This window comes from Streptomyces sp. SID12488 (genome assembly GCF_010548275.1).
Lineage (GTDB): Bacteria > Actinomycetota > Actinomycetes > Streptomycetales > Streptomycetaceae > Streptomyces.
This window is the reverse complement of the sequence record NZ_JAAGLT010000002.1, coordinates 334749-359643: the sequence shown is the minus strand read 5'-3', so window position 1 is coordinate 359643 and position 24895 is coordinate 334749. Positions and strand designations below refer to the sequence as shown.

Genomic DNA, 24895 nt, shown 5'->3' with positions numbered 1-24895 from the left:
CGGGAAGCGCCCGACGGACCGGGGGGATGTCCGCGCTGGTCGGAACGACGGCTTCCGCCGCCGACGTGGCCGTTTCGGTGGCGCCCCGCACGGATTTCGGCTTCGGTGAGGGGAGCCGTTCCGTGAAGGTGATCTGGAGGACCAGCGATGCAGTACACGCTCGAAGTGATCCCGCTGCCCGTGAGCGACATCGACCGGGCCCGGGACTTCTACCGCGACAAGGCCGGTTTCCACGTCGACATCGACCAGGAGGTCATGCCGGGGATGCGTATCGTCCAGCTCACGCCGCCGGGCTCGGGCTGTTCGATCGCTCTCGGTGACACCATCTGGGAGACGATGGCCGGCCCGACGCCCGCACCGGGCTCGTACCAGGGCCTCCAGCTGTGCGTCGCCGACATCAAGGCGGCCCACGCCGAGCTGGTCGAACGCGGCCTCGAGGTGTCGGAGCCGATGCAGTACTCGCCGGACGACGGCGCCACGTTCATGTACTTCAAGGACCCGGACGGCAACGGCTGGGCGATCCAGGAGTACCGGCAGCGGGCGGGGAAGCCGCTGCACGCACTGCTGACCGAGGCGGCGGCCGGCTCTCTTTAGCGGCCGTGTTCCCGGGGCCGCCGCTGCGGCGGCCCCGGGAGTGTCCGGCTACCCGCTTACAGAACCGGCAGGTTCTTCCGCAGTTCGAAGGCCGTGACCTCGCTGCGGTACTCCTCCCACTCCTGGCGCTTGTTGCGCAGGAAGAAGTCGAACACGTGCTCGCCGAGCGTCTCGGCGACCAGTTCGCTGCGCTCCATGAGGGAGAGCGCCTCGCCCAGGTTCTGGGGAAGCGGCTCGATGCCCATCGCGCGGCGCTCGGCGTCCGAGAGGGCCCAGACGTCGTCGTCGGCGCCCGGCGGGAGCTCGTAGCCCTCCTCGATGCCCTTGAGGCCGGCGGCCAGCAGGACGGCGTACGCCAGGTACGGGTTCGCGCCCGTGTCCAGGGAGCGGACCTCCACGCGCGCGGAGCCCGTCTTTCCGGGCTTGTACATCGGGACGCGGACCAGCGCCGAGCGGTTGTTGTGGCCCCAGCAGATGTACGAGGGGGCCTCGCCGCCGGCGCCCGCGGTGCGCTCCGAGCCGCCCCAGATGCGCTTGTACGAGTTCACCCACTGGTTGGTGACCGCCGCGATCTCCGCCGCGTGCTTCAGCAGGCCGGCGATGAACGAGCGGCCGACCTTGGAGAGCTGGTACTCCGAGCCCGACTCGTAGAACGCGTTGCGGTCACCCTCGAAGAGCGAGAGGTGGGTGTGCATGCCGCTGCCGGGGTGCTCGGAGAACGGCTTCGGCATGAACGTGGCGTTGACGCCCTGCTCCAGCGCCACCTGCTTCATGACCAGGCGGAACGTCATGATGTTGTCCGCCGTGGAGAGCGCGTCCGCGTACCGCAGGTCGATCTCCTGCTGGCCGGGGGCGCCCTCGTGGTGGGAGAACTCGACCGAGATGCCCATGGACTCCAGCATGGTGATCGCCTGGCGGCGGAAGTCCTGGCCGACGTGGGTCGGGGTGTGGTCGAAGTAGCCGGAGTTGTCGGCCGGGGTCGGACGGGTACCGTCCAGCGGCTTGTCCTTCAGGAGGAAGAACTCGATCTCCGGGTGCGTGTAGAACGTGAAGCCCAGGTCGGAGCCGCGTGTGAGGGCCCGCTTGAGGACGTAGCGCGGGTCCGCGAAGGACGGCGAGCCGTCCGGCATGAGGATGTCGCAGAACATCCGGGCGGTGCCGGGGGCCTCCGCACGCCACGGGAGGATCTGGAACGTCGACGGGTCGGGCTTGGCGATCATGTCGGACTCGTATACGCGAGCGAATCCCTCGATCGCGGAGCCGTCGAACCCGATGCCCTCGTCGAAGGCCTGCTCGAGCTCGGCCGGGGCCACGGCCACGGACTTGAGGAAGCCCAGCACGTCCGTGAACCACAGCCGGACGAACCGGATGTCACGCTCCTCCAACGTCCGGAGCACGAACTCCTGCTGCTTGTCCATCTTCCGCTTCCCCATCCTTGCTGGTCAGGCCGCCTGTCTCCCGCACCACGGAAGGCGGTCGGGCACCTGAGCATCCCACCACAACAGCATTTCATGCGCATTGCGCACCTTGATCGTCCAGCCGACCTCGGAGTGAACGCCTCGCATACGGCAGGTGCACCGCTCTGCTCCTCATCTTGCCTGTTCGCGGCGACATCCGTAATGGGTGACCCCCGACGGGAACCGTTGCGGACGGTCGCGGATTACGATCAGTGGCCACCGATTACGATCAGGGACCGAACAACCGACCGGCCAACCGACCGCCCCTTTCCCCAGAAGGACCGATCCCATGGGTTCCGCCAAGAAGAGCGCCAAAGACGCCAAAGACAGTGGCAGCGCGGCGCGCAAGGCGCGCATAGAGGAGATGCGGCGCGCCGAGCGCTCGCGTGAGCGCCGGAACCGGATCCTCACGATCGGCGTGAGCGTTGTCATAGTGGCCGGCCTGGTCGTCGGTGCGACGGTCCTGGTGAAGAAGCAGTCCGACGACAGTGACACCGCGGCGACCGACTCCAAGGGCGCCGGCAAGTTCGTCACCGGCGCGGACGGTGTGAAGACCTGGGACAAGAAGCTCACCCAGAACCACGTCACCAAGACGGTGGACTACCCGATGGAGCCCCCGGTCGGCGGTGACCACAACCAGGTCTGGATGAACTGCAACGGCGACATCTACACCAAGGCGCTCAACAACATGAACGCCGTGCACTCGCTGGAGCACGGGGCCGTGTGGGTGACGTACAACAGCAAGGCGTCGAAGACGGACATCGACGCGCTCGCGGCGAAGGTGAAGAAGACGCCGTACACGCTGATGAGCCCGGACGACAAGCAGGCGGACCCGATCATGCTGTCCGCCTGGGGCAAGCAGCGCACGGTGACCAGCGCCAAGGACCCGAACGTGGACAAGTTCTTCGAGGAGTTCGTCCAGGGCAAGCAGACCCCCGAGCCGGGCGCCGCCTGCACGAACGGGCTGGCCCAGTGAGCCGGTCGGCCTGGATCGCCGGCGCCGCCGCGACGGCGCTCGTCGCGGCCGGCGCGATCACCTACGCGGTCGCCGACGGCGACGACTCCGGGATGAAGGCACCCACCGCCGAATCGGCGGACGCGGGCTTCGCCCGTGACATGGCCGTCCACCATCAGCAGGCCGTCGAGATGTCCTACGTCGTGCGCGACCGGACGAGCAACGACGAGATCCGGCGGCTCGCGTACGACATCTCGCAGACGCAGGCCAACCAGCGCGGCATGCTGCTGGGCTGGCTCGACCTGTGGGAGCTGCCGAAGGTGTCCTCGGACGCTCCCATGTCCTGGATGGACATGGCGGGCATGGCCGACGGCAAGGACGGCGCGCTGATGCCGGGCATGGCGACCAACACCGAGATGACGAAGCTGGGCAAGCTCAGCGGCAAGCAGGCCGAGGTCTTCTATCTCCAACTGATGACCAAGCACCACCAGGGCGGTGTCCACATGGCCGACGGGTGTGTGGAGCGGTGCGAGGTGGGGGTGGAGAAGCGGCTCGCGCAGGGCATGGTCAACGCGCAGCAGTCGGAGATCTCCCTGATGGCGGGGATGTTGAAGGAGCGCGGCGCCAAGGCCCTCTCCTAGGCCCTCCCCCCAAGGCCCTTCCCGGGGAGGGCGGTTCGGCGGGACGATTGGGGCGGATGGCTCAAATCGCCTGCGTATACGTTCTCTTGGGGTCTTCTTGGCCCAGCCATTCCCCCTGGATTCCCCTGGCATGAACGGTTCATCGCGAGAGTGGCCAGCGGCGAGTGATCACTCGCCTTGCTCGCGTTGAACCGCATCAGGGGGTTCCATGAGATCCACTCGCGCCGTCAGGCGTGCCGGTGTGAGCCTGGCAGCGACACTGCCTCTGCTCGCCGGCGCGCTGGCGCTCGGCATACCCGCGGCCCATGCCGTGGACGCCCCGGGCCGGGACACGCTCGCCGGCACCAGGCCCGCGTGGGCCACCGCCAAGGCGGACAAGGGAGCCACGTCCGACGGCTCCAAGGTCACCGCCCGGGTCTACTTCGCCGGCCGGGACGCCACCGGTCTGGCCGCGTACGCGAAGGCCGTCTCCGACCCGAGGTCCGCGGTGTACGGCAAGTACCTCACCGCCGCCCAGGTCAAGCAGCGCTTCGGGGCCTCCCCGGCCCAGGTCGCCGCGGTCAAGGCGTGGCTGAAGTCGGCGGGCCTCACGGTCACCGGCGTCACGGCGCACTACGTCACGGTGACCGGTGACGTGGCCGCCGCCGAGAAGGCCTTCAGCACCCAGCTGCACAACTACGCCAAGGGCAAGAAGACGTACCGGGCGCCCGCGAGGACCGCCTCCGCGCCGGACAGCCTGAACGGTGCCGTCCTGACCGTCACGGGTCTGGACAACGCCCCGCACACGGCGACCCACGACGACACCCTGCCGGAGCCGGAGGCGGTGTTCCGCAACTCGGGGCCGTTCTCCACGTATCACGGCTCGAACACCGCCTCCACGCTGCCGACGGCTTACGGCAAGCAGCTCCCGTACGCCGTCGAGGGCTACACGGGCAAGCAGCTGCGGGCCGCGTACGGCGCGGGCAGCTGGACCGGCAAGAAGGTGCGCGTCGCCATCACCGACGCCTACGCCTCGCCGTACATCGCCGCCGACGCCGCCACCTACGCGGCCAAGCACGGCGACGCCGCCTATCGGAATGGCCAGCTCAAGCAGGTCCTGCCGGCGGACTACACGAACATCGAGGACTGCTCCGCGGCCGGCTGGTACGGCGAGGAGACCCTCGACGTCGAGGCCGTGCACGCGGTCGCGCCGAGCGCCGACATCACGTACGTCGGCTCCGTGTCCTGCTCCGACGACGATCTGCTCGACGCGCTCAGCAAGGTCGTCGACAACCACCTGGCCGACATCGTCTCCAACTCCTGGGGCAGCACCGAGGCCAGCCAGACGCCCGACCTCGCGGCCGCCTACGACCAGGTGTTCAAGCTCGGCGCGGTGGAGGGCATCGGTTACTACTTCTCCTCCGGCGACAACGGCGACGAGGTCGACAACACCGGAACGAAGCAGGTCGACAGCCCGGCCAACTCGGCGTGGGTGACGGCGGTCGGCGGTACCTCGCTGGCGGTGGGCAAGAACGACAAGTACCTGTGGGAGACCGGCTGGGGCACCGAGAAGGCCGTCCTGTCGGCCGACGGCAAGAGCTGGACGAACTTCCCGGGCGCCTTCACCTCGGGTGCGGGCGGCGGCACGAGCGGGACCGTCGCCGAGCCGTACTACCAGAAGGCTGTCGTCCCGAAGTCGCTGGCCACGGCCAACAGCGCGGCCGGCAACCGTGTCGTCCCGGACATCGCGGCGATCGCCGACCCGAACACCGGCTTCAAGGTCGGCCAGACGCAGGCCTTCCCGGACGGGTCCCTGCAGTACAGCGAGTACCGCATCGGCGGCACCTCACTGGCCGCGCCGGTCATCGCGGCCGTCCAGGCACTGGCCCAGGAGGCGCGCGGCGGCAAGGCGATCGGCTTCGCCAACCCGGTGATCTACGCCAAGTGCGCCTCGCGGGCCTACCACGACGTCACCGACAGCCCGACCGGCACCGACCTGGCCGTGGCCCGCGTCGACTTCGTCAACGGCTTCGACGCCGCCGACGGAATCACCACCTCGGTCCGCAGCCTCGGCAAGGACAGCTCGCTGTCCGCGGTCCGGGGCTACGACGACGTCACCGGCGTGGGCACCCCGGCGAGCGGATACGTCGATTCGTACCGGCGCCGCTGACCCTCCAAAAAATGCTCAAAAACCGCCCCCGGAGCGTTCACCGTCCGGGGGCGGGCGCATTTCGGGCACCCCGCTCGAGCAGGAGGAAGATCACGAAACCCGCGACAAACACGAGCACGCCGCCGACCAGGAACGGTATGGGCGTGTACTCGTCGGTGCACGTCTGCCCGCCCGACGACGAACGGCAGACATTCCCCGGGCCGCCCCGGTTCAGGTACGCGATGTAGAAGAGCGGCAGCGCCAGGCCCGCGAGACCTCCGACAACGGCGTTCCGGGGCCCCTTCCACAGCAGGAGCCCCGCGGCCACGGTGGCCAGGACGAGAAATCCCAGCCCCACCGTCAGGATGGCGGCGAGCCCGGCAACCAGGCACGCTCCCACCGCGAACCAGGCCACGAACCAACCCCAGCCCGTTTTGGTTCTGCAGCCTTCACTGTCCACATGTGCCCCGTTGTACGTCATATCCCTTACGGAAGACGCAGCCATGACGTCCGGGCAATGCACTTCAGGATCCCATTGCCCTACCGTCAGGGAGAGATGACCCCAAGCACCGCACCGTGAGCCCGACTTGCGCCAAATGGCCGGTAAGCCGGGATCGGGCCCTCAGCCCTGGCGTGGGGCGACCCACACTCCCCGACCCCCCATCGCGTCGCATTGACGATTACACTTGGCGGCGTGCCTCAACTACGCCTCGCCCTGAACCAGATCGACTCGCGCGTCGGCGACATCGCCGGAAACACGGACTCGGTCCTCCGCTGGACCCGGCACTCCGCCGAGCAGGGAGCGCACCTCGTGGCGTTCCCGGAGATGGTGCTGACCGGGTACCCCGTCGAGGATCTCGCCCTGCGCTCCTCCTTCGTGGAGGCGTCCCGCGCGGCCCTGCGCTCCCTCGCCACGCGTCTCGCCGACGAGGGCTTCGGTGAGCTGCCGGTGGTCCTCGGCTACCTCGACCGGTCCGAGAGCGACCTGCCGAAGTTCGGCCGCCCGGCCGGCTCCCCGCGCAACGCGGGCGCGGTGCTGCACAGGGGCAAGGTGATCCTGACGTACGCCAAGCACCACCTCCCCAACTACGGCGTCTTCGACGAGTTCCGCTACTTCGTGCCGGGCGACACCATGCCCGTACTGCGTGTGCACGACGTCGACGTGGCGCTCGCGATCTGCGAGGACCTCTGGCAGGACGGCGGCCGGGTCCCGGCGGCGCGCTCCGCGAAGGCGGGCCTCCTGCTCTCGATCAACGCCTCCCCGTACGAGCGTGACAAGGACGACACCCGCCTGGAGCTGGTCCGCAAGCGCGCCCAGGAGGCGGGCTGCACGACCGCCTACCTCGCGATGGTCGGCGGCCAGGACGAACTGGTCTTCGACGGCGACTCGATCGTGGTGGACAGGGACGGCGAGGTGATCGCGAGGGCCCCGCAGTTCACGGAGGGCTGTGTGGTCCTGGACCTGGACCTGCCCGCGGCCCTGACCGACGCTCCGACGGGCGTGGTGGACGACGGTCTGCGCATCGACCGCGTGGTGCTGTCCGAGGAGCCGCTGCCGGCGTACGAGGCCGAGTTGACGGGCGCGTACTCGGAGCGCCTGGACGACGACGAGGAGATGTACTCGGCGCTGGTGGTGGGCCTGCGCGCGTACGTGACGAAGAACGGCTTCAGGTCGGTCCTGATCGGCCTGTCCGGCGGTATCGACTCGGCGCTGGTCGCGGCGCTCGCGTGCGACGCTGTGGGCGCGGAGAACGTGTACTGCGTGGCGATGCCGTCGAAGTACTCGTCGGACCACTCGATCGGTGACGCGGCGGAACTGGCCCGGCGGACGGGCCTCAAATTCCGTACGGTGCCGATCGCGCCGATGTTCGACGCGTACATGGACTCGCTGGGCCTGACGGACCTGGCGGAGGAGAACCTCCAGTCCCGCCTGCGGGGCACGATGCTGATGGCGATCTCCAACCAGGAGGGGCACATCGTGCTGGCGCCGGGCAACAAGAGCGAACTGGCGGTGGGTTACTCGACGCTGTACGGCGACTCGGTGGGTGCGTACGGCCCGATCAAGGACGTGTACAAGACGTCGATCTTCCGCTTGGCCGAATGGCGCAACCGCGCGGCTGCGCAACGGGGCCAGACCCCGCCGATCCCGGAGAACTCGATCACCAAGCCGCCGAGCGCGGAGCTGCGTCCGGGGCAGATCGACACGGATTCCCTGCCCGACTATCCGGTGCTCGACGCGATTCTCGAGATGTACGTGGACCGGGACTCGGGTGCCGACGCGATCGTGGCGGCCGGGTACGACGCGGAACTGGTGACCCGGGTGCTGCGGATGGTGGACACGGCGGAGTACAAGCGGCGGCAGTATCCGCCGGGGACGAAGATCTCGGCCAAGGGGTTCGGGAAGGACCGGCGGCTGCCCATCACCAACGGGTGGCGGGAGTCGGTCTGAGGGCCCAGTAACCCGCGAGGTCACCGGTTCGACATTTCGAGCAATTCATTTGGTTCGGCATTTCGATCACACGCCGTTCGGCATTTCGACCGAATTCCAACGCGACCCTCCCCTGCGCGAGAATTTGACGATCTATTGGCCGGCGTTTGACGACTTGTTAGCGCTCGCATACGACTCATGCCGGAAATATTGACGCAACCTCACGCCAGGAACATACTGGCGGCCACCTGACCTCCAGGTACTCCCACTGGTCGTTCGAAGTCCCGCACAACAGCCCCTCCTCAACCCTCCCCCGGCCTTCCCTTGAGCGCATAAATGTTAGCGCTCACATCGTGTACTTGCGACGAAGTTCCGCTGCGCTGAACCCCGATCCGGTCAGCGGCACCTTCGGGTATTCGCCATGCCTCAAAGGAACGGAGATCAACGATGATTTCTCTTTCACGTCGTCAACGCCTCAGAGGGATACTTCTCTCGGTCGGCGCGACCATCGCGGTGGTCGCCGGCCTCCTGGTCGGCGCCGCCGGCCCGTCGCAGGCCGCCACCTCACTCCCGTGCGACATCTACGCCGCGGCCGGCACGCCCTGCGTCGCCGCCCACAGCACCACACGCGCGCTCTACGCCGCATACAGCGGCTCCCTCTACCAGGTGAAGCGCGCCTCGGACGCCACGACGGCCAACATCGGCACCCTCAGCGCGGGCGGCTACGCCAACGCCGCGGCGCAGGACTCCTTCTGTTCCGGCACGACATGCGTCATCACGGAGATCTACGACCAGAGCGCCAGGCACAACGACCTCACCGTCGAAGGCCCCGGCGGCAACGGCGGCCAGGACGTCGGCGCCATCGCCAACGCCCTCCCGGTGACGGTCGGCGGGCACGCGGCCTACGGGATCTTCGTGTCGGCCGGCGTCGGCTACCGCGACAACAGCACGACGGGCGTCGCCACCGGTAGCAGCCCCGAGGGTATGTACATGGTCACCAGCGGCCACCACGTGAACAACCGGTGCTGCTTCGACTACGGCAACGCCGAGACGTCCGGCAACGACACCGGCAACGGCCACATGGACGCGCTCAACTTCGGTACGGAGTGCTGGTTCTCGTGCTCGGGTGCCGGCTCGGGCCCCTGGGTCGAGGCAGACCTGGAGAACGGGCTCTTCTTCGGCGGAAACGGCTCCTACCCGAGCAACACCGGCAACAGCAGTGAGTTCGTCACGGCCCTGCTCAAGAACAACGGCACGACGACCTATGCCCTCAAGGGCGGCAACTCACAATCGGGGTCGTTGACCACTTGGTACAACGGGGCACTGCCCAACCTGGGCGGGTACACCCCGATGCAGAAAGAGGGCGCCATCGTCCTCGGCACCGGCGGTGACAACAGCAACGGCTCCGACGGTTCCTTCTTCGAGGGCGTCATGACCGCCGGCTACCCGACCGACGCCGCCGACAACGCCGTACAGGCCAACATCACCTCCGTCGGCTACACCACTCCGACCGCCACCTTCCCCGTCGCCGGCACCGCCTACCGGCTGACCAACACCAATTCGGGCAAGGTCCTGGACGCGGTGAACTGCGGTACCGCAAACGGAACCTCGATCGACCTCTGGGCCTCGCTCGGAAACACCTGCCAGCAGTGGAAGTTCGCCGGCGCGGGCAACGGGCACTACACCATCACCAACGTCAACAGCGGCACGGTCCTGGACGACAAGAACTGCGGGCAGAGCAACGGCACGGCCGTCCAGCTGTGGGCCTCGCTCGGCAACCAGTGCCAGCAGTGGGACGTCACCCACGTCGGCAGCCACTACACGATCAGCAACGTCTACACCGGTATGACGCTGGACGTCACGAACTGCGCAACGGCCAACGGCACGGTGGTCCGCCAGTGGCAGCAGCTCGACAACACCTGCCAGCAGTGGGACATCGCCCCCTAGCAGGCACCCCCATCCCGAAGGCCTGCCGGATGCCTGTACCTCTGGCAGGCCTTCGGCCTGAGCGGCGGTGCCCCGGCCCCGGACGGCTTTTCGTATGCGGGCGTTGACCGACTCCCAAGCGCCTGGCGGTGCGGTGGGAGCGACGCCCCGACCTCCACAACGCCTTCGCCTCGCGGGGCTGCGGCCTCAGCTGCCGGTGACGGCTCCAGAAGGCTGCCGGGCCATGATCGCGGAAACCCCCGTGGCGTCAGGTTCCCTTGCAGAGGGCGGCGAGCACGCCGGGGACCCTCAACGCACGCGCTCGCTACTCACCGGTCTCGCGCTCCGAACGATCCCTGGCCGACGGCTCGTTGTGGGTGATCACGACCGGCGCGTTCGCCTCCGCCCGTGCGCGGTCCGACGCCGCCGCGATCTCCTCGTAGGTCCATTCCCTGTGCAGGCGCTCCCCGTGGGCATCGGTGATGTCGATGACCACACCGGTCCACTCCTCGGCGGGCTGTTCGGGGACGAGCCCCAGCTCGTACACAGCGTCCTGGAGGAGGGATTCGGTGACGCGTATGCCGGTGAGTCTCTCCGCCAGAGCGAGGACCCCCGCCTTCCGGTCGATGTCCGGGGTGCTCTCGTCGTGCTCTCCCCCGGAGGTCAGAGGAAAGCCGACTTCCCGCAGCAGTGGGACCAGTTCGTCGGGGGTGTTGCCGTCGCGCGACGAGGGGCCCTCGAACGTCGTACGGAGCTCACCGTCCTCGAACCAGTGGAAGAGGTGGATGGGCTTGCCGCCGTTGGTCGAGTGCCCCACGACCCGGCCGCCCTCCGACAGCGTCTCCACGCACCGGGCCGCGATCCCCAGGCCACCGTCGAAGCCGAGGACTAGTGTCCAGTCGCCGTTCTCACCCGGAACGCTGAAGGCACCCGCGACGTAGGACTCGTCCCAGTAGTCGTGGTCCACCGCAGCGCGGTGAGCGTCGCCCGCCTCGATCAGCCCGGCCGTTCCCGTCCCGGTCCCGCGCCGTTCCGCCTCCATTGCGCGCAGCACCTCGCGCGGGGTCCGCCCCCGTATCAGTGTCAGTGTGTATCCGCTTTCCGTCATGTGGCGGAAGAGCGGCGAGGTGCGAATCCAGGCGTAGTCGTGCGCGGTCACCGAGTTCATACGGCGCAGTGTGCCCGATGCCTCTGACAACGCCCGGTGGAGCCGGTTCTCACAGCTGGAGCTGTTCCTCGGGTCGGGCCGCCGGATCCGTGTCGGACCGGAACCTCGCTCAGGCGGCGGAAGCGGTGGTTCCAAGTGATCTCCCAGTTCATCCGCCATGGTCCTCGATGACGTCCGTGTCCGCACACCGGACCGAACACTCGACTCCCGCCCCAAGGGCTCCTGTCCCGTAACTGGCGGTATCCCGTCTCAGAGTGGTTCAGCCGATGCCGTTGGGGGGGGCGAGCGAGTGCTGAGCGACGAAACCAGGTCGACGTAGGCCAGTGCGGTACCCGATCATGCGTTCATGCCCCTGAGATACACCCTCGCCCGAGTCGATGCAGACCTGGCCGCCGGCCGGGTTCCCGTCGCGCGCCAGCGCCTGCGCGGGCTGGTGTCGTCCTTTCCCAACGACCTGATGCTTCGCCGGCGCCTCGCCGAGGTGTACCGCCTGTACGGAGAGCCTGCCCAAGCGGGTCGCTGGATGTACCTCGAACAGGACAGGGACGCAGCTGAGACCTCCGCCTTCGAGGCGAGGTACCACACAGCTCAGCAACGCATGCGGGCACTTGCCTGGCAGGGCCGTGAGTCGCTTGCCCGAACAGACTTCGCCAGAGAGCAACTGGCAGCAGTACGAGCAGCTTGCTCCGATGACATGGGGCGCCCCGTCGACTGGGACACGATGCCGTCCGGCGAGAATGGACGCAGCAGCCGTAGCCCCTTGGCCAATTTCCTGGCACAGGCCGGATGCCTGGTGACGGCCCTTGCCTTCATCGCGATCTGGGTGAACGGTCTCGTTGCCCTCTTCGACTGACTCAGGTCACCGGGGCCTGGTCCTGTGCGGAGCACCGCTCAAAGTTCGGTGAGACAGTCCAGAACTGCCCTGAACGGGACACCCGGTGACGGGTGAAATGATCTCGCTGTGTCTGCGTCTGGTGTGATCACGGCTTCGGAGCCGTCCTGGACAGCCCCGTTCACCGGGCTGAGCCCTCGCCTGTTCGGAAGCGATGCCCAGGACCTGTGGATCAGCCGGGAGCACGCGAAGGGCGTACCTTCCCAGGTGATCGACCGAGAAGTCACCGAGTAGATGTGCGTTGCGGCACGGGTCGGGAAGGCACGCCCATGCTGAACGCGGTCACCGCCGAGGGTTCCACCAAGTCCGGCTCCTTGATCGACGAGATCGTGCGAGAGGGCGCCCGCCGGATGCTCGCCGCCGCGCTGGAAGCGGAAGTCAGCCAGTGCACAGCCGAGTTGGCGGCTGAGACCGATGCGGCCGGGCGCCGTCTGGCGGTCCGCAACGGGCACCACCGGCCCCTCACTGTGGTCACCGCGGCCGGACCGGCCGAGTTCACCGCACCCCGGGTGAACGACCGGCGGGTCGACGACGCCACCGGCGCGCGCAAGCGGTTCTTCGACCCAACCGGAGTTGACGGACATGGCAGACGTACACGGTCGTGCACGCCGAGTCGGGGACCAGGTCAGCGGACGACGTCGAAGACGTTCTTCTGCAGGCCGTTGGCGTACACCTCGGACTCGACGAGCTTCAACTTCTGGGTGTCCTTGTCCGTGGCGCTGAACAGCCGCTTGCCCGCGCCGAGCAGCAGCGGGAAGACCAGCAGGTGGTAGCGGTCGATGAGGCCGGCGTCGGAGAGGTCGCGGGTGAGGGTGGCGCTGCCGTGGATGATGATCGGGCCGCCCTCGGTCTCCTTCAGGGCGGCGATGTCGTCGAGCGAGCGCAGGATCGTGGTCTCGCCCCAGTTCGAGACCAGGTCGTCCTCGGTGAGGGTGGTGGAGACGACGTACTTCGGCATCACCTTGTAGTCGGCGAAGTCCTCCATGTCGGGCCACACCGGGCTGAACGCCTCGTAGCTGGCCCGGCCCAGCAGCATCGCGGCGGCTTCCTTCTGCTCCCGGCCCTTGATCTCGAACGCCTCCGGGAGGAACTCGATGTCCTTGAAGGTCCAACCGGCGTTCCGGTAGCCGGGCTCGCCGCCCGGAGCCTCCACGACTCCGTCGAGCGAGACGAAAGCGGTGCTGATCAGGGTGCGCATATCGGGTCTCCTGGGGGTGTCTCGTGGCTGGTTCGCTGATACTCAGCCCGTTCTACCCTGACTGACTCAGGGTCGCGGTGAAACTCATCGGCCATCAGGACCGGACATCCAGGCCCGCACAACCCCGAAAGTGCGCGGACTGCTGCCTCGTGCGGTCGATACGCTCACCGCATGACTGCCGACGAGCGAATCGAGCAAGCCCAACTCCTTTACGAACGTGCCGTGTTCGGCGGTGACAGCAGTGCGCTCGCGTCCGCCGACCGGAACCTCGACGCGGTCGAGGCCGACCTCGCGCTGACCCGTGGCAAGGTGATCCACGCACGCTTCCTGGAGGAGCGGGTCGAGGATGCGCGGGAGCTGGAGCTCTTCGAGCATGCGGTGGAGCTGTACGGGCGGCTCGGGGACGTCCGGGGCGAGGGTGAGGCCGTGTTCTGGGTCGGTGCCTTCCACCAGGTGGTCCGCGACGACGCCGGGGCCGCCGTGCCCGCCTTCGATCGTGCCCTCGACCTCGCCACCCGGGCCGGCGACCGGCTGACGACGTCCTACGTCCTGCGGCATCTCGGCTTCGCCGACCACATGGCCGGCCGCCTGGACGAGGCCCGTGCGCGCTTCGAGGAGTCCACCCGTCTCCGCCGGGAGCTGGGATTCCTCCCGGGGGTGGCGGCGAACCTCGTCGGGCTGGCCTACCTGGCCGCCCAGCAGGAGCGGCGGGACGACGCGTCGGCACTGCTCAAGGAAGCCACGGAGTTGGCCGAGAGGACTGACTCCCAGGGCGTGCTGCGCTGGGTGGCGGGAGCCCGCGAGGAGCTCAGCCTGCCGTGAGACGTAGACGGTTACCGGAAATGCCGGGCGGCAGCGAGTAGTTCAGGGGCGCCCTGGAAACGAACCGCAAACGGGCGGTTGGGTGGGAGATCAGCCCCTCAGTGGTGCACCTTCTCCGCCCGCACGGGCACATGCGACGCCACCACACGCCCTCGCCCGACCGACGGAGTCTCCACCACGTACGCGATCCCCGCGACGCCCAGGCCCAGTACCGCCAGCCCCGCGCCGACCAGCGCCGGCGAGGTCACCCCGAAGCCCGCCGCCAGGGCCAGGCCCCCGATCCACGCTCCCCCGGCGTTCGCCAGGTTGAAGGCCGCCTGGTTCGCCGAGGACGCCAGGGACGGGGCCGTCGACGCCCTCTCCATCACCATCAGGTTGAGCGGCGAGCCCGTGACGAACGCCGCCACGCCGAGCAGCACGACCGCCAGGGCCGCGCTCCACGCCGTACTCATCAGCAGCGGGAACGCGCCCAGGACCGCGATCAGCGACACCAGGCCGCCGAACAGCGTGCCCCGCATCGAGTGGTCCGCCAGGCGACCGCCCACCAGGTTGCCGATCGTCGCGCCGACGCCGAACAGGGCCAGCAGCAGCGTCACGCTGGAGTCGGCGTACCCGGCGGAGTCCGTGAGCATCGGGGTGATGTAGCTGTACGCCGAGAAGAGGGCGCCGAAGCCCGCCACCGTCGTACCGAGGGCCAGCCAGACCGGCAGCGACCTCAGCGCGGCCAGTTCGCCGCGCAGGCCCGTCACCGGTGCTCCCACCCGGTCGTGCGGGATCAGCAGCGCCAGCGCCGCTATCGCCGCCGCGCCGATCACGCTCACGCCGAGGAAGGTCGCCCGCCAGCCCAGCTGCTGGCCCATGGCCGTGGCCACCGGGACGCCGACCACGTTCGCGACCGTCAGGCCCAGGAACATCAGGGAGACCGAGCGGGCCTTGCGCTCCGGGGGCACCATGCTCGTGGCCACCACCGCGCCCACGCCGAAGAAGGCGCCGTGCGGCAGCCCGCTCAGGAATCGGGCGGCGAGGAGGTAGTCGTAGTTCGGCGCGAACGCGGAGAGCGCGTTGCCCGCGATGAACAGACCCATCAGGCCCATCAGGACCTTGCGGCGCGACATCCGGGCCGTGACCGCAGCGAGCAGCGGGGCGCCGATGACGACGCCGAGCGCGTACGCCGAGACCAGGTGCCCGGCGGACGGGATCGAGACGCCCAGGTCGTCGGCGACTTCGGGCAGCAGGCCCATCATCACGAACTCGGTCGTGCCGATGCCGAAAGCACCCACAGCGAGGGCCAGCAGGGCCAGGGGCGTGGTCCTGCGGGCGGACACGGTGGTCGGCAGCATGGTCGGGGGCGTGGTCGGCGTGGGCCGGGACATCAGAGCGCGGGGCCTTTCGAAGGGTGCGGCGGGCGTACGTCCGTACAGTTTATGTTCAAGTACGGAACAAAGCCTGCCAGGCCCGGTATTCCCCCGGCGTTCCTCCCGGTTACGAGCCGGTTGCCGATGCGGGAATCTTCACCCGCGCCGCGATCGGCAGATGGTCGCTCGCCGTGCGCGGCAGTGACCAGGAGCTGACCGGCTCCACGCCCTGCACCATGATCTGGTCGATCCGCGCCAACGGGAACGACGCCGGCCAGCTGAACCCGAACCCGCTGCCCGACGCGCCCTGCGTGGAGCGCATCTGGGCGGTGACGGCGTTGAGCGCGCGGTCGTTCATCGTGCCGTTGAGGTCGCCGAGCAGGATCTTGCGCGGCAGCTTCTCGTCGAAGAGCGCCTCGCCCAGCGCGTCCGCGCTCCTGTCGCGCTGGCGGGCCGTGAACCCGGCCTCCAGCTTCACGCGTACCGACGGGAGGTGGGCGACGTACACCGCGACCGGGCCCTCCGGCGTCGTCACGGTGGCACGCATCGCGCGGGTCCAGCCCAGCTTGATGTCCACCGGCCGGGAGGCGCTGATCGGGTACTTGCTCCACAGGCCGACGGTGCCCTGCACCGAGTGGTACTTGTACGTCGACGTGAGGGCCTTCTCGTACGTCGGGACCGCCGTCTCCGTCAGCTCCTCCAGGGCGAGGACGTCGGCGCCGGAGCCCGCCACCTCGCGGGCGGTGCCGGACGGGTCCGGGTTCTCCGCGTTGACGTTGTGGGTGGCCACCGTCAGGTCGCCTCCGGTGCCGGCGTTGCTGCCGAGCAGCCCGCCGAAGAGGTTGAACCAGACCGCCGTGGGCAGCACGACCGCGATCAGCGCGGTCGCGGAGCGCCGGATGAGCGCGACGACGAGCAGCAGCGGTACGGAGATGACGCCGAACCAGGGCAGGAACGTCTCGCTGAGGCTGCCGAGGTTGCCGATCCGGTTGGGGATCTGCGCGTGCAGCACCATCACCAGGGCGAGCAGTATCGCCAGTGCCGCCGTGATCAGGCCTCGCCGCCAGATTCTCGGATCACCTCGCCAGCCCGACGCCAGACGGCTCATCAGGCGCCGAAGCCGGGGTCCCCGGCGCTCGGGTCCCGAGCCTCCGTTGTCCGTCTCCGTCATGTACGCCTGCTGGGCCATACCGTCGCCTCACAACCTGCCGTGCATATACCGTCCGTCCCCCGCGCCTAAGACCCTAGGGGATGAACGGTTCCGATCTCGCCGTCTCATGACGGCCGTACGGGGACGATGACGAACAAGTCGGCACGCCCAGTTCCGGTTGCCGCACGCAGATGGGCCTCTGTGACGAAACACGCACAGTCGAGCGCCGGCCGGCCCGACAGGCGTACGAATTCCCGCTTATGGGGCGATCGGCCGCAGACCTTCCAGCAGAGTGTCGACGATCTGTTCGGCGAGGCCCTCCGGCAGTTCCGCGTCGGAGCGCATTACGGCGCGCAGGAGCATGGGGCCGACGAAGAGGTCGTTCATCAGGGTGACGTCGATGTCCGGGCGCACCTCGCCGGTCCGCTGGCCGCGGCGCAGGAGTTCGACGCCGAGCAGGCGGCGCGGTTCGAGGACGGTGTCGCTGTAGGCGGCCCAGAGTTTCGGGCTGCTCTTCATCTGGGCGTGGACGTTGTGCAGGAACGCCGAGGACTGTTTGGCCAGACCGCGTCGGCGCAGCGTCTCCAGCAGGACGACCAGGTCGTCGCGCACCGACGTACCGGGCAGCTCCGGGTCCACGGGCTCCATGACGCGCATGACGTCGACGAAGAGCTCCTCCTTGCCCGGCCAGCGGCGGTAGATGGTGGCCTTGCCGACACCGGCGGTACGGGCCACCCGTTCGATGGAGATGTCCGCGAGCGGCACGCCTTCCTCCAGGAGCTGCATCACGCCCTCGATGATGGAGCGCTCCACGGCTTCGCTCCGTGGGCGGCCACGGGTGCTGCTCCGACCGGCCGGGCCGTCCGCGAGGTTCACGCGCCCTGCTCCTTTCCTCGTGCTGCAGTCGTGCGTCGATTCTCCCTGCTGCTCAGTGGTCCGCCGACGCCAACTGCGGCTTCTCCTCGCCCTCTTGGGGTGCTGCCGGGCGGCCGGGCAGACACAGGACGACGACCAGGGCGCCCAGGAGGGCCACGCCCGCGCCGCACAGCGCGGTGAGGTGCATGGCGTGCAGGAACGCGTCGTTGGCGGGGGCGACCAGGGCGTCGCCCTTGGGACCGAGCTTGGCGGCGACGCCGAGGGTGGCCTCGATGGACTCGCCCGCGGTGTGCCGTACGTCGGCGGGCAGGGCGCCGAGCTTGTCCTCGATGTCACTGCGGTAGGCCGCCGAGAGGACCGAGCCGAGTACGGCGATGCCGAGCGCTCCGCCGACCTGGCGGAAGGTGTTGCTGAGCGCGGAGGCGGAGCCCGCCTTCTCGCGGGGCAGGGCCTGCATGATGACGACGCTGGTCGGCGTCATGATGTGCGCCATACCGGTGCCCATGAGGAAGAAGACGACCTCCAGCACCCAGATCGGCGTGTCGGCCTCGAACGCGGCGAACGCGGCCAGCGTCGCGGAGATCAGAAGCATGGCGGCGGTGGTCGTGGCCCGGTTGCCGAAGCGGTCGACTGCCAGCCGGGCGCGCGGCGCGAAGATCAGCTGGGCGGCGGCCAGCGGCAGCATCAGCAGACCGGTCTGGAGGGGCGAGTAGCCGCGCACGCTCTGGGTGTAGAAGACCGAGAAGAAGGTCACGCCCATCAGCGCGAAGAAGACGAGCGCGATGACGGACATCGCCGCCGAGAAGGTCTTGTTGCGGAAGTACGTCACGTCGATGGACGGATGGTCGCTGCGCTTCTCGAACAGCACGAAGCCGACGAGTACGGCGAGACCGGCGCCGATGGTCGCCAGCACCTGCGGGTCGGTGAAGTCGGCGAGCTGGCCGCCCTTGATGATGCCGTAGACGAGCAGCACGAGCCCGACGACGGACAGCACGACCCCGACGGGGTCGACACGGCCGGGCTTCGGGTCGCGAGAGTCGGGCACCAAGGCCGTCATCAGGACGAGGGCGATGATCACGATCGGGACGTTGATGAGGAAGACGGAGCCCCACCAGAAGTGGTCGAGGAGGATGCCTCCGGTGATCGGCCCGATGGCGATGGCCAGCCCGACACCGCCGGCCCAGATGCCGATGGCCTTGGGCTGCTCCTCGCGCTCGAAGACGTTCATCAGGACAGCGAGCGTGGCGGGCATCACGAAGGCGGCACCGAGGCCCATCACGGCCCGGAAGACGATGAGCTCGGTGGGCGAGCCGGCGAAGGCGGCGAAGGCGGAGCCGAGGCCGAACACGGCGAGCCCGCCGAGCAGCACCTTCTTGCGGCCGAGCCGGTCGCCGAGGATCCCGGCGGTGAACAGCAGCCCCGCGAAGACGAGGGTGTAGGCGTTGATCGCCCATTCCAGCTCGCTCTGGGTGGCGCCCAGGCCGGTCGGGGCGGGGGTGGAGATGGTCTTGATGGCGACGTTGAGGATGGAGTTGTCGAGCACCACGATCAGCAGGCTGAGCATGAGCACGCCGAGGATCACCCAGCGTCGCCGGTGCACGGCCTCGGGGATCCGGGGGCCGAGGGTGGACGGACCGGCGGGAGTAGTCATGGCGGCAAGCCTAGGGCTATTTCGATACGGGACCGTCTCGTATCGGAATTCTTTACCGAGACCTTACCCCTGGCCACCACCCTTGGTGTCACGTCGTCCCACATCGGCTCGCGTCGTCTCACTCGTGTCTCGCGCGCGAGATGTTCAGCACACAGGCCCCACTCCACGGGCGACCACTAGCCGTTCCCGGAGGAGAGGTGCCACCATGGGTGGTGATCCGGGGACGCCGTCAGGGTGCCTCGAGATGATTGAAGGAGCCGTTGCCATGACGCAGCTTCAGCCTGCCCACCAGACCTCCGCCGGCAGCACCAACGGGACGAACGCGCTGTACGGAGGCAAGGGCACCCGCCGCATCACGGTCCGGGACATCACCGCCGCCAAGGAACGCGGCGAGAAGTGGCCCATGCTCACCGCGTACGACGCGATGACCGCGTCCGTCTTCGACGAGGCCGGTATCCCGGTCATGCTGGTCGGCGACTCGGCGGGCAACTGTCACCTGGGGTACGAGTCGACGGTACCCGTGACCCTCGACGAGATGACGATGCTGTCGGCGGCGGTCGTCCGGGGCACCAGCCGGGCACTGATCGTCGGTGACCTGCCCTTCGGTTCCTACCAGGAGGGCCCGGTGCAGGCGCTGCGCTCGGCGACGCGCCTGGTCAAGGAGGCGGGGGTCGGTGCGGTCAAGCTGGAGGGCGGCGAGCGCTCGCACCGCCAGATCGAGCTGCTGGTCGAGTCGGGCATCCCGGTGATGGCCCACATCGGTCTGACCCCGCAGTCCGTGAACTCCATGGGGTACCGGGTCCAGGGGCGCGGCGAGGAGGCCGCCCAGCAGCTGCTGCGGGACGCGAAGTCCGTGCAGGACGCGGGGGCGTTCGCGGTGGTCCTGGAGCTGGTTCCGGCGGAGCTGGCCGCCGAGGTCACGCGGACGCTGCACATCCCCACGGTGGGGATCGGGGCGGGGGCGGAGACGGACGCGCAGGTGCTGGTGTGGACGGACATGCTCGGGCTGACCGGGGGACGGATGCCGAAGTTCGTCAAGCAGTACGCGAATCTGCGTGAGGTCATGGGGAACGCTGCGAAGGCGTTCGCGGAGGATGTGACCGGCGGGACGTTCCCGTCGGAGGAGCACTCCGTGCACTGAGCGTCCGCTCGGTTCACGGGTCCCACAGAGCCACTGCGGTACGAAAGCAGCCCGCCGACTTCCCCCATCGGCGGGCTGCGGCTTTTGTTGTCGCCCCCGCCGCCCCTACCCGTCCCGTCCTCTTCCTGGGGGCTGTGCCCCCAGACCCCCCCTTCGGCCCTGAACGGGCCTCGTCCTCGAACGCCGGACGGGCTGATAGTGGCGGAGGGGGCCGGTTACCGTCTCGGGCCCGCTATGGCGTAGGCCATGGTGCCGGTGGCTGTGAGGAGGAGGGCCGTCCAGGTGGCCGCCGGTGTGCCGGAGGGCAGCAGCATCCAGGTCGCCACCCGCGTCGGCGTACTCGTCGGAGGCGGGGCGAAGAACGAGAACGAGAGCCAGGCGAACGGCAGCGTCCATGCGTACTGGCCGCCCGAGACCGCCGCGCCCAGGGCGACCAGTCCCATCAGGCCCGCGCTGTCCCGGACGACGAACGCGACGGTGGCCATGGACGCGCCCATGGCCTGCACCGCCAACAGCCCCGCGGCCACGACCGCGCCGGCGAGCAGCACATGCGCCGCTCTGCGCGGCACCCAGCGGATCGCGGCCGTCCGGTCCAGCGCGAGATCCTGCCCGCTGAGCCCGATCGAGGCCGCCATCACCCCGGCGGCGAGGGCGAGAACAGGCAGCCGCGGATCATCTGGGCCCTCGCCCCCGTCCCGGGCGAGTGCCCACACCGCCACCGTGCTGATCAGTATCGCGGCGAGCGACGCGGGTACCTGACGCGAACGCGCGTACAGCGTCAGCCACCTCACCGGGACGCACCGCCTTTCAGCGCGTCGAACGCGTCGCCCTCGCAGGAGAGGGCGGCGGCGCGCATCGCGTTGATCCGCGAGAGCTGCTCGGCCCGCGGAAGCGCCCTGAGTTCCTTCCACACGGGGCGGGCCTCGGCGTCGACCTCGCGGCGCATGTTCGTCGGCGTGCCGCCGAGCGGCTTGAGGTCCCCGAGAACCCAGCCCACCGCGACGGCCCGCGCGTAGTCGTCTCCCCCGAAGCCGCTCCAGCCGACGGGGGTGCACCCCGGCACCATGCCTTTGGCGATGAGGGCCCGGGTCAGCTCCTCGCCCTTCGCAGCGGCGACGATGTCGTCGTCGAAGTCGAGGGGCACGGTCGTAGGGGACCACTTCGGCGTGGAGCCCTCCGGCTGTACGGCGGTGTTCTCCCGGACCGAGACCGGCGCCCGGTCGCCCAGGGCACCGCGCAGCAGGCGCAGCGCCTCCTTGCCGGGACCCACGAGGCCGGCGAGTCGCGCCTGCTGCGTCTTCGTCACGCACACCGGGCCGTCGCACACCAGCTCCGCGGCGGCCTCGTCGACAACGTACATCCGGCGCGGGTCGGAGGGCAGGACGAGCAGGGCGATCGCCGCGCCCGCCAGGACGGGCGTCAGGGCGGTCAGCCGGGCGCGCGGGGTCGCGGCGACCAGCAGCGCGAAGCCGGTCGCGGCCATGCCGAGCAGCCAGATCGTCTGCCCGACGTGCACGGAGGCGGAGAGCGTGACGAACGCCTGGCGCACCACTTCCACCGTCGGTGACAGCAGCGAGAGCCGGTTCGGCTCCGTGCTCGTGATCCCCTCCACCGTGTCCGTCTCCGTCCGGCCCAGCGACATGTGCATGAGGGCCGTGAACACGAAGGCGGTCATGGCCAGCGCGGGCGGGGTGAGCGGGGACGGCAGTGCCCGCCCGGCCCCCATGCCCAGCACGGCCCCCGCCACGAGGAAGAGTGCCCCCACGAGCGAGATCGGCAGCCATCCGAGGTGCGTGTACCCGCTGTGGGCGAGCACCTGGACCCCGCCCACGAGGACGAGGAGCGCGAAGGCCGAGGACAGGGTGATCGCTGTCGCGCCCGCCAGGGTGGCCGCTCGGTGCCGGGCGGGCCGTGGCGTACTCGTCAGCAGTTCGGTCATCTTCGAGCGGTGGTCGCGCAGACCCTGCAGTGCCCCGAGCCCCACGGTGAGCGGCCACAGGTAGAACAGCAGGGAGCGGGTCCACAGTGCCAGGGGCGTCCACTGGGCCGTCCACGCCGTGGTGCCCGTCCGCCACTGTCCGGAGAGCAGGTACAGGAACGCCAGCGCCGGCGCCAGGACCACGACGCCGGCCCACGGGGCGACGGAACGCTTCAGCTCGATACGCAGGACGCGGCCGTTCACCAGGTGCCCCTTCCCTGGTCGGGGTTGAGCAGCAGCGCCGAGTAGCCGCGCTCCAGCGGACTGTCACCCACGTGTTCCGGGCCGCCCATCGAGGCCAGCTCGTCCGGAGGGCCCTGGAAGACCAGCCGGCCCTCGGCGAAGAGCACCACGTCGGTACAGGCGGCGGCGACATCCTCCACCAGATGGGTCGAGACGAGCACGCAGGTGTCCGTGCCCAACTCCTGCAGCAGCTCGCGGAAGCGCAGCCGCTGCGCCGGGTCCAGTCCGGCTGTCGGCTCGTCGAGGAGCAGGATCGTCGGGTCGTTGACGATGGCCTGGGCGATGCCGACCCTGCGCACCATGCCGCCCGACAGGGTCCTCATCCTCTCGTCGGCGCGGTCCGCCAGGCCCACCCGCTCCACGGCGCGCTGCACCGCCGCGGGGATGTCCGCCTTCGGCACCTCCTTCAGCCACGCCATGTACTCGACGAACTCGCGCACCGTGAAGCGCTTGTAGTAGCCGAACTCCTGCGGCAGGTAACCGATTTGGCGGCGCAATGCACGGTGCTCACCTCTGCCGCCCACGGACTCGCCGAGCAGCTCCAGGGTGCCTTCGGTGGGGCGCAGTACGGTGGCCAGCGTCCGGATGAGGGTGGTCTTGCCCGCCCCGTTGGGGCCGAGGAGTCCGTGGACGCCGGTGCCCAGCGACAGGTCGAGGCCGTCGACGGCCATCCGTTTCCTGCCGACCCTGACCTTCAGCGCGGTGGCCCGGATCTCCCAGGCGTAGGACGTCGGTGCGATGTCGGCCGCGCTCACGGCGGAGATCATGGGCGGTCCTGCCTTTCTGTTGGTCATCGATGGGCTCCCAGCACGGAGTACGCGCCTCTGCGGGCGATCACGACAGTGATGCCGAGTGCGAGGATCAGCCCCCACGCGGGCAGACCGTCCGTCCGCAGGGCGAAGGTCGTACGGCCGGCGGCCAGGGTCGGTGCCACGACCACCACGGCCCATACGGCGGCCAGCGCGATGGCGGCGCGGGTCACCCCGACGACACCGCCGAGTGCCAGGGTCGTCGCGGTGAAGGCCAGACAGGGCAGCAGCCACTGGGCCACCATCACCCCCGTCGCCCAGCCGCCGACCAGCAGCGCGGGGACGACCACGCCGAGCACGGACGCGGTGCGCCGCAGCACCAGATGGAGCCCGGCCCTGGGCACCGAGGCCGTCAGCTCGTACGCCGGGTCCAGACCGCGCGACCAGGAGGCCGCGACGCCGAGCACGGGCAGGACCGGCGCGAGCAACAGCACCGGCGACACCTCGCCGGAACCGGGGCCGACCAGGTCGAGCAGCAGGGCCAGCAGCGTCACGCCCACGACCATGGCCAGCCACGGCACCATCGTGGGCGTCATCCACCTCGACAGCCGCGCCGACCAGCGCCGTCCGCGCGGCATCGTGGGGGTCACCGCCAACCGGGATTCGAGACCGGACCACACGGTGTCGACCAGCGACGCCGCTGCGGGCACCCCGGCTTCGACGGCGGCGGACAGCCGGTCGCGGCAGACCCGGCACGTCTCCAGATGGGCCTCCACGGCCCACACCTCGTCGGCGGCGAGGTCCGTGCCGCCGCGCGCGTAACCCTCGATGATCCGCGTCGACGCGTGTTCCACACTCATGCCAACGCCCTCCGCATCGCGATCCGGGCCCGGCGGGCACGGGTCTTGACCGTGCCCTCGGGCAGCCCGAGCAGGACCGCGGTCTCCCGGACGGACAGCCCGTCGAGCACCATGGCCTGCAGTACCTGTCTCAACTCCGGCGCGAGGCACCGCAGCGCGTCCCCGACGTCACCGCCGACGGTCTCCGCGAGCGCCAACTCCTCAGCGGCGGGCGCCGCTTCGGGCACGGCGGCGGCCGGTGGCGGCTCCGCGTAGTGGGCCCTGCGCCGGAACGCGTCGACCAGACGGCGCGCCGCGATCGTCCACAGCCAACCGGTGGCCGATCCGCCGACGGAGGCCCCGGCGAACGCACCCGCCGCGCGCCACACCGCCAGATACGTCTCCTGCATGACCTCGGCGACGATCTGGTCGTCCACACACCGGCGGCGCAGCCGCACCGCCAGCCACGGCGAGGTACGCCGGTACAACTCCTCGAACGCCGCACGGTCGCCTTTGGCCACCAGCCGGACAAGGCGCTCCTCGTCCAACTCGTGCAGCACTGCCCTGACTGATCTCACATCTCCTAGACGCCCGGGCCGGGCCGCAGGTTTTCCCCTCGACGTGATCCCCGCCACAGGGTGGATCCAGGCTGTCGTTCGGTCCGTAGGCGGTCTGTCGGTGGTCTGTAGGCGGTTTGTCGGTGG

Annotated in this window: 22 protein-coding genes and 2 pseudogenes; 11 read left to right on the top strand and 13 right to left on the bottom strand. The window is 69.4% G+C overall.

Annotated features, from left to right (window positions below; all coding sequences use genetic code 11):
• Positions 1-147 precede the first annotated feature (147 nt).
• Positions 148-594 carry a VOC family protein gene (locus tag G3I56_RS05755; protein WP_164407724.1) on the top strand — a complete coding sequence of 149 codons (447 nt, stop codon included), beginning with the start codon at positions 148-150 and terminating at the stop codon, positions 592-594.
• Positions 595-650: 56 nt separating this feature from the next.
• Here G3I56_RS05755 and G3I56_RS05750 read toward each other — a convergent pair whose 3' ends face one another.
• Positions 651-2012: a glutamine synthetase family protein gene (locus G3I56_RS05750; RefSeq protein WP_164407723.1), complete on the bottom strand. Its 1362-nt coding sequence runs from the start codon at positions 2010-2012 to the stop codon at positions 651-653.
• 328 nt (positions 2013-2340) lie between these two features.
• On the opposite strand from G3I56_RS05750, the gene G3I56_RS05745 reads away from it, so the two are divergent.
• From G3I56_RS05745 to G3I56_RS05735, 3 genes are all read left to right on the top strand, one after another.
• On the top strand, positions 2341-3027 hold the full coding sequence (locus G3I56_RS05745) for a DUF3105 domain-containing protein (RefSeq protein ID WP_164407721.1): 687 nt from the start codon (positions 2341-2343) through the stop codon (positions 3025-3027).
• Positions 3024-3647 carry a DUF305 domain-containing protein gene (locus G3I56_RS05740; protein WP_164407719.1) on the top strand — a complete coding sequence of 208 codons (624 nt, stop codon included), beginning with the start codon at positions 3024-3026 and terminating at the stop codon, positions 3645-3647. Before G3I56_RS05745 ends, G3I56_RS05740 begins: the two co-directional genes overlap by 4 nt.
• A 208-nt stretch (positions 3648-3855) precedes the next feature.
• Positions 3856-5796, top strand: a complete 1941-nt coding sequence (locus G3I56_RS05735) for a S53 family peptidase (RefSeq protein ID WP_164407717.1) — start codon at positions 3856-3858, stop codon at positions 5794-5796.
• Positions 5797-5833: 37 nt separating this feature from the next.
• On the opposite strand, the gene G3I56_RS05730 is transcribed toward G3I56_RS05735, so the two are convergent.
• Positions 5834-6190, bottom strand: coding sequence for a hypothetical protein (locus tag G3I56_RS05730; RefSeq protein WP_343239869.1), 357 nt, complete (start codon positions 6188-6190; stop codon positions 5834-5836).
• 279 nt (positions 6191-6469) lie between these two features.
• Between G3I56_RS05730 and G3I56_RS05725 the strand changes: the two genes are divergently transcribed.
• Both G3I56_RS05725 and G3I56_RS05720 read left to right on the top strand, forming a co-directional pair.
• On the top strand, positions 6470-8224 hold the full coding sequence (locus G3I56_RS05725; protein ID WP_164407713.1) for an NAD+ synthase: 1755 nt from the start codon (positions 6470-6472) through the stop codon (positions 8222-8224).
• A gap of 426 nt (positions 8225-8650) precedes the next feature.
• On the top strand, positions 8651-10150 hold the full coding sequence (locus G3I56_RS05720; protein WP_164407712.1) for an arabinofuranosidase catalytic domain-containing protein: 1500 nt from the start codon (positions 8651-8653) through the stop codon (positions 10148-10150).
• A gap of 304 nt (positions 10151-10454) precedes the next feature.
• Here G3I56_RS05720 and G3I56_RS05715 read toward each other — a convergent pair whose 3' ends face one another.
• Positions 10455-11297: a DUF6461 domain-containing protein gene (locus tag G3I56_RS05715; RefSeq protein WP_164407710.1), complete on the bottom strand. Its 843-nt coding sequence runs from the start codon at positions 11295-11297 to the stop codon at positions 10455-10457.
• A gap of 346 nt (positions 11298-11643) precedes the next feature.
• Between G3I56_RS05715 and G3I56_RS05710 the strand changes: the two genes are divergently transcribed.
• The 3 genes and pseudogenes from G3I56_RS05710 to G3I56_RS43625 form a co-directional block, all read left to right on the top strand.
• Positions 11644-12150, top strand: coding sequence for a DUF6584 family protein (locus G3I56_RS05710; RefSeq protein WP_164407708.1), 507 nt, complete (start codon positions 11644-11646; stop codon positions 12148-12150).
• Positions 12151-12258: 108 nt separating this feature from the next.
• Positions 12259-12339: pseudogene (locus G3I56_RS44985) on the top strand (IS5/IS1182 family transposase); the annotation flags it as partial.
• A 119-nt stretch (positions 12340-12458) separates the two neighbouring features.
• A pseudogene (locus G3I56_RS43625) lies at positions 12459-12746 on the top strand (IS256 family transposase); the annotation flags it as partial.
• A 68-nt stretch (positions 12747-12814) separates the two neighbouring features.
• On the opposite strand, the gene G3I56_RS05700 reads toward G3I56_RS43625, so the two are convergent.
• Complete coding sequence (locus tag G3I56_RS05700) at positions 12815-13387, bottom strand: dihydrofolate reductase family protein (RefSeq protein ID WP_164407706.1); 573 nt, start codon at positions 13385-13387, stop codon at positions 12815-12817.
• 171 nt (positions 13388-13558) lie between these two features.
• Between G3I56_RS05700 and G3I56_RS05695 the strand changes: the two genes are divergently transcribed.
• Positions 13559-14209, top strand: a complete 651-nt coding sequence (locus G3I56_RS05695) for a tetratricopeptide repeat protein (RefSeq protein WP_164407704.1) — start codon at positions 13559-13561, stop codon at positions 14207-14209.
• 98 nt (positions 14210-14307) lie between these two features.
• Here G3I56_RS05695 and G3I56_RS05690 read toward each other — a convergent pair whose 3' ends face one another.
• The 4 genes from G3I56_RS05690 to G3I56_RS05675 form a co-directional block, all read right to left on the bottom strand.
• On the bottom strand, positions 14308-15549 hold the full coding sequence (locus tag G3I56_RS05690) for an MFS transporter (protein ID WP_239134745.1): 1242 nt from the start codon (positions 15547-15549) through the stop codon (positions 14308-14310).
• A gap of 142 nt (positions 15550-15691) precedes the next feature.
• Complete coding sequence (locus G3I56_RS05685; RefSeq protein ID WP_164407700.1) at positions 15692-16753, bottom strand: endonuclease/exonuclease/phosphatase family protein; 1062 nt, start codon at positions 16751-16753, stop codon at positions 15692-15694.
• Between the two features lie 219 nt (positions 16754-16972).
• Positions 16973-17590 carry a TetR/AcrR family transcriptional regulator gene (locus tag G3I56_RS05680; protein ID WP_343239868.1) on the bottom strand — a complete coding sequence of 206 codons (618 nt, stop codon included), beginning with the start codon at positions 17588-17590 and terminating at the stop codon, positions 16973-16975.
• Between the two features lie 52 nt (positions 17591-17642).
• On the bottom strand, positions 17643-19241 hold the full coding sequence (locus G3I56_RS05675) for an MFS transporter (protein ID WP_164407698.1): 1599 nt from the start codon (positions 19239-19241) through the stop codon (positions 17643-17645).
• 265 nt (positions 19242-19506) lie between these two features.
• Between G3I56_RS05675 and panB the strand changes: the two genes are divergently transcribed.
• Entirely contained in the window at positions 19507-20382 is an 876-nt protein-coding gene (gene panB, locus G3I56_RS05670) for a 3-methyl-2-oxobutanoate hydroxymethyltransferase (protein WP_164407696.1), read from the top strand.
• A 215-nt stretch (positions 20383-20597) separates the two neighbouring features.
• On the opposite strand, the gene G3I56_RS05665 is transcribed toward panB, so the two are convergent.
• Genes G3I56_RS05665 through G3I56_RS05645 form a run of 5 tightly spaced genes read right to left on the bottom strand, consistent with a single transcriptional unit; the run spans position 20598 to position 24769 of the window.
• Positions 20598-21173, bottom strand: a complete 576-nt coding sequence (locus G3I56_RS05665) for a hypothetical protein (protein ID WP_164407694.1) — start codon at positions 21171-21173, stop codon at positions 20598-20600.
• Positions 21170-22564: a hypothetical protein gene (locus G3I56_RS05660; protein ID WP_164407692.1), complete on the bottom strand. Its 1395-nt coding sequence runs from the start codon at positions 22562-22564 to the stop codon at positions 21170-21172. Before G3I56_RS05660 ends, G3I56_RS05665 begins: the two co-directional genes overlap by 4 nt.
• Positions 22561-23397, bottom strand: a complete 837-nt coding sequence (locus tag G3I56_RS05655) for an ABC transporter ATP-binding protein (protein ID WP_164407690.1) — start codon at positions 23395-23397, stop codon at positions 22561-22563. Before G3I56_RS05655 ends, G3I56_RS05660 begins: the two co-directional genes overlap by 4 nt.
• A complete protein-coding gene (locus G3I56_RS05650; protein WP_164407688.1) occupies positions 23394-24212 on the bottom strand; it encodes a zf-HC2 domain-containing protein in 819 nt (272 codons plus the stop codon). Before G3I56_RS05650 ends, G3I56_RS05655 begins: the two co-directional genes overlap by 4 nt.
• Positions 24209-24769: an RNA polymerase sigma factor gene (locus G3I56_RS05645; RefSeq protein ID WP_164407686.1), complete on the bottom strand. Its 561-nt coding sequence runs from the start codon at positions 24767-24769 to the stop codon at positions 24209-24211. The genes G3I56_RS05650 and G3I56_RS05645 overlap by 4 nt, the downstream gene beginning before the upstream one ends.
• Between the last annotated feature and the right edge of the window lie 126 nt (positions 24770-24895).

What these genes read in the sequence shown, in the direction of transcription:
- G3I56_RS05700 (WP_164407706.1), bottom strand. Translation starts at nt 13,387, where the DNA reads ATGCGCACCCTGATCAGCACCGCTTTCGTCTCGCTCGACGGAGTCGTG.
- G3I56_RS05750 (WP_164407723.1), bottom strand. Translation starts at nt 2,012, where the DNA reads ATGGACAAGCAGCAGGAGTTCGTGCTCCGGACGTTGGAGGAGCGTGAC.
- G3I56_RS05655 (WP_164407690.1), bottom strand. Translation starts at nt 23,397, where the DNA reads ATGACCAACAGAAAGGCAGGACCGCCCATGATCTCCGCCGTGAGCGCG.
- G3I56_RS05675 (WP_164407698.1), bottom strand. Translation starts at nt 19,241, where the DNA reads ATGACTACTCCCGCCGGTCCGTCCACCCTCGGCCCCCGGATCCCCGAG.
- G3I56_RS05715 (WP_164407710.1), bottom strand. Translation starts at nt 11,297, where the DNA reads ATGAACTCGGTGACCGCGCACGACTACGCCTGGATTCGCACCTCGCCG.
- G3I56_RS05650 (WP_164407688.1), bottom strand. Translation starts at nt 24,212, where the DNA reads ATGAGTGTGGAACACGCGTCGACGCGGATCATCGAGGGTTACGCGCGC.
- G3I56_RS05695 (WP_164407704.1), top strand. Translation starts at nt 13,559, where the DNA reads ATGACTGCCGACGAGCGAATCGAGCAAGCCCAACTCCTTTACGAACGT.
- G3I56_RS05710 (WP_164407708.1), top strand. Translation starts at nt 11,644, where the DNA reads ATGCCCCTGAGATACACCCTCGCCCGAGTCGATGCAGACCTGGCCGCC.
- G3I56_RS05755 (WP_164407724.1), top strand. Translation starts at nt 148, where the DNA reads ATGCAGTACACGCTCGAAGTGATCCCGCTGCCCGTGAGCGACATCGAC.
- G3I56_RS05720 (WP_164407712.1), top strand. Translation starts at nt 8,651, where the DNA reads ATGATTTCTCTTTCACGTCGTCAACGCCTCAGAGGGATACTTCTCTCG.
- G3I56_RS05745 (WP_164407721.1), top strand. Translation starts at nt 2,341, where the DNA reads ATGGGTTCCGCCAAGAAGAGCGCCAAAGACGCCAAAGACAGTGGCAGC.
- G3I56_RS05685 (WP_164407700.1), bottom strand. Translation starts at nt 16,753, where the DNA reads ATGGCCCAGCAGGCGTACATGACGGAGACGGACAACGGAGGCTCGGGA.
- G3I56_RS05690 (WP_239134745.1), bottom strand. Translation starts at nt 15,549, where the DNA reads ATGCTGCCGACCACCGTGTCCGCCCGCAGGACCACGCCCCTGGCCCTG.
- panB (WP_164407696.1), top strand. Translation starts at nt 19,507, where the DNA reads ATGACGCAGCTTCAGCCTGCCCACCAGACCTCCGCCGGCAGCACCAAC.
- G3I56_RS05735 (WP_164407717.1), top strand. Translation starts at nt 3,856, where the DNA reads ATGAGATCCACTCGCGCCGTCAGGCGTGCCGGTGTGAGCCTGGCAGCG.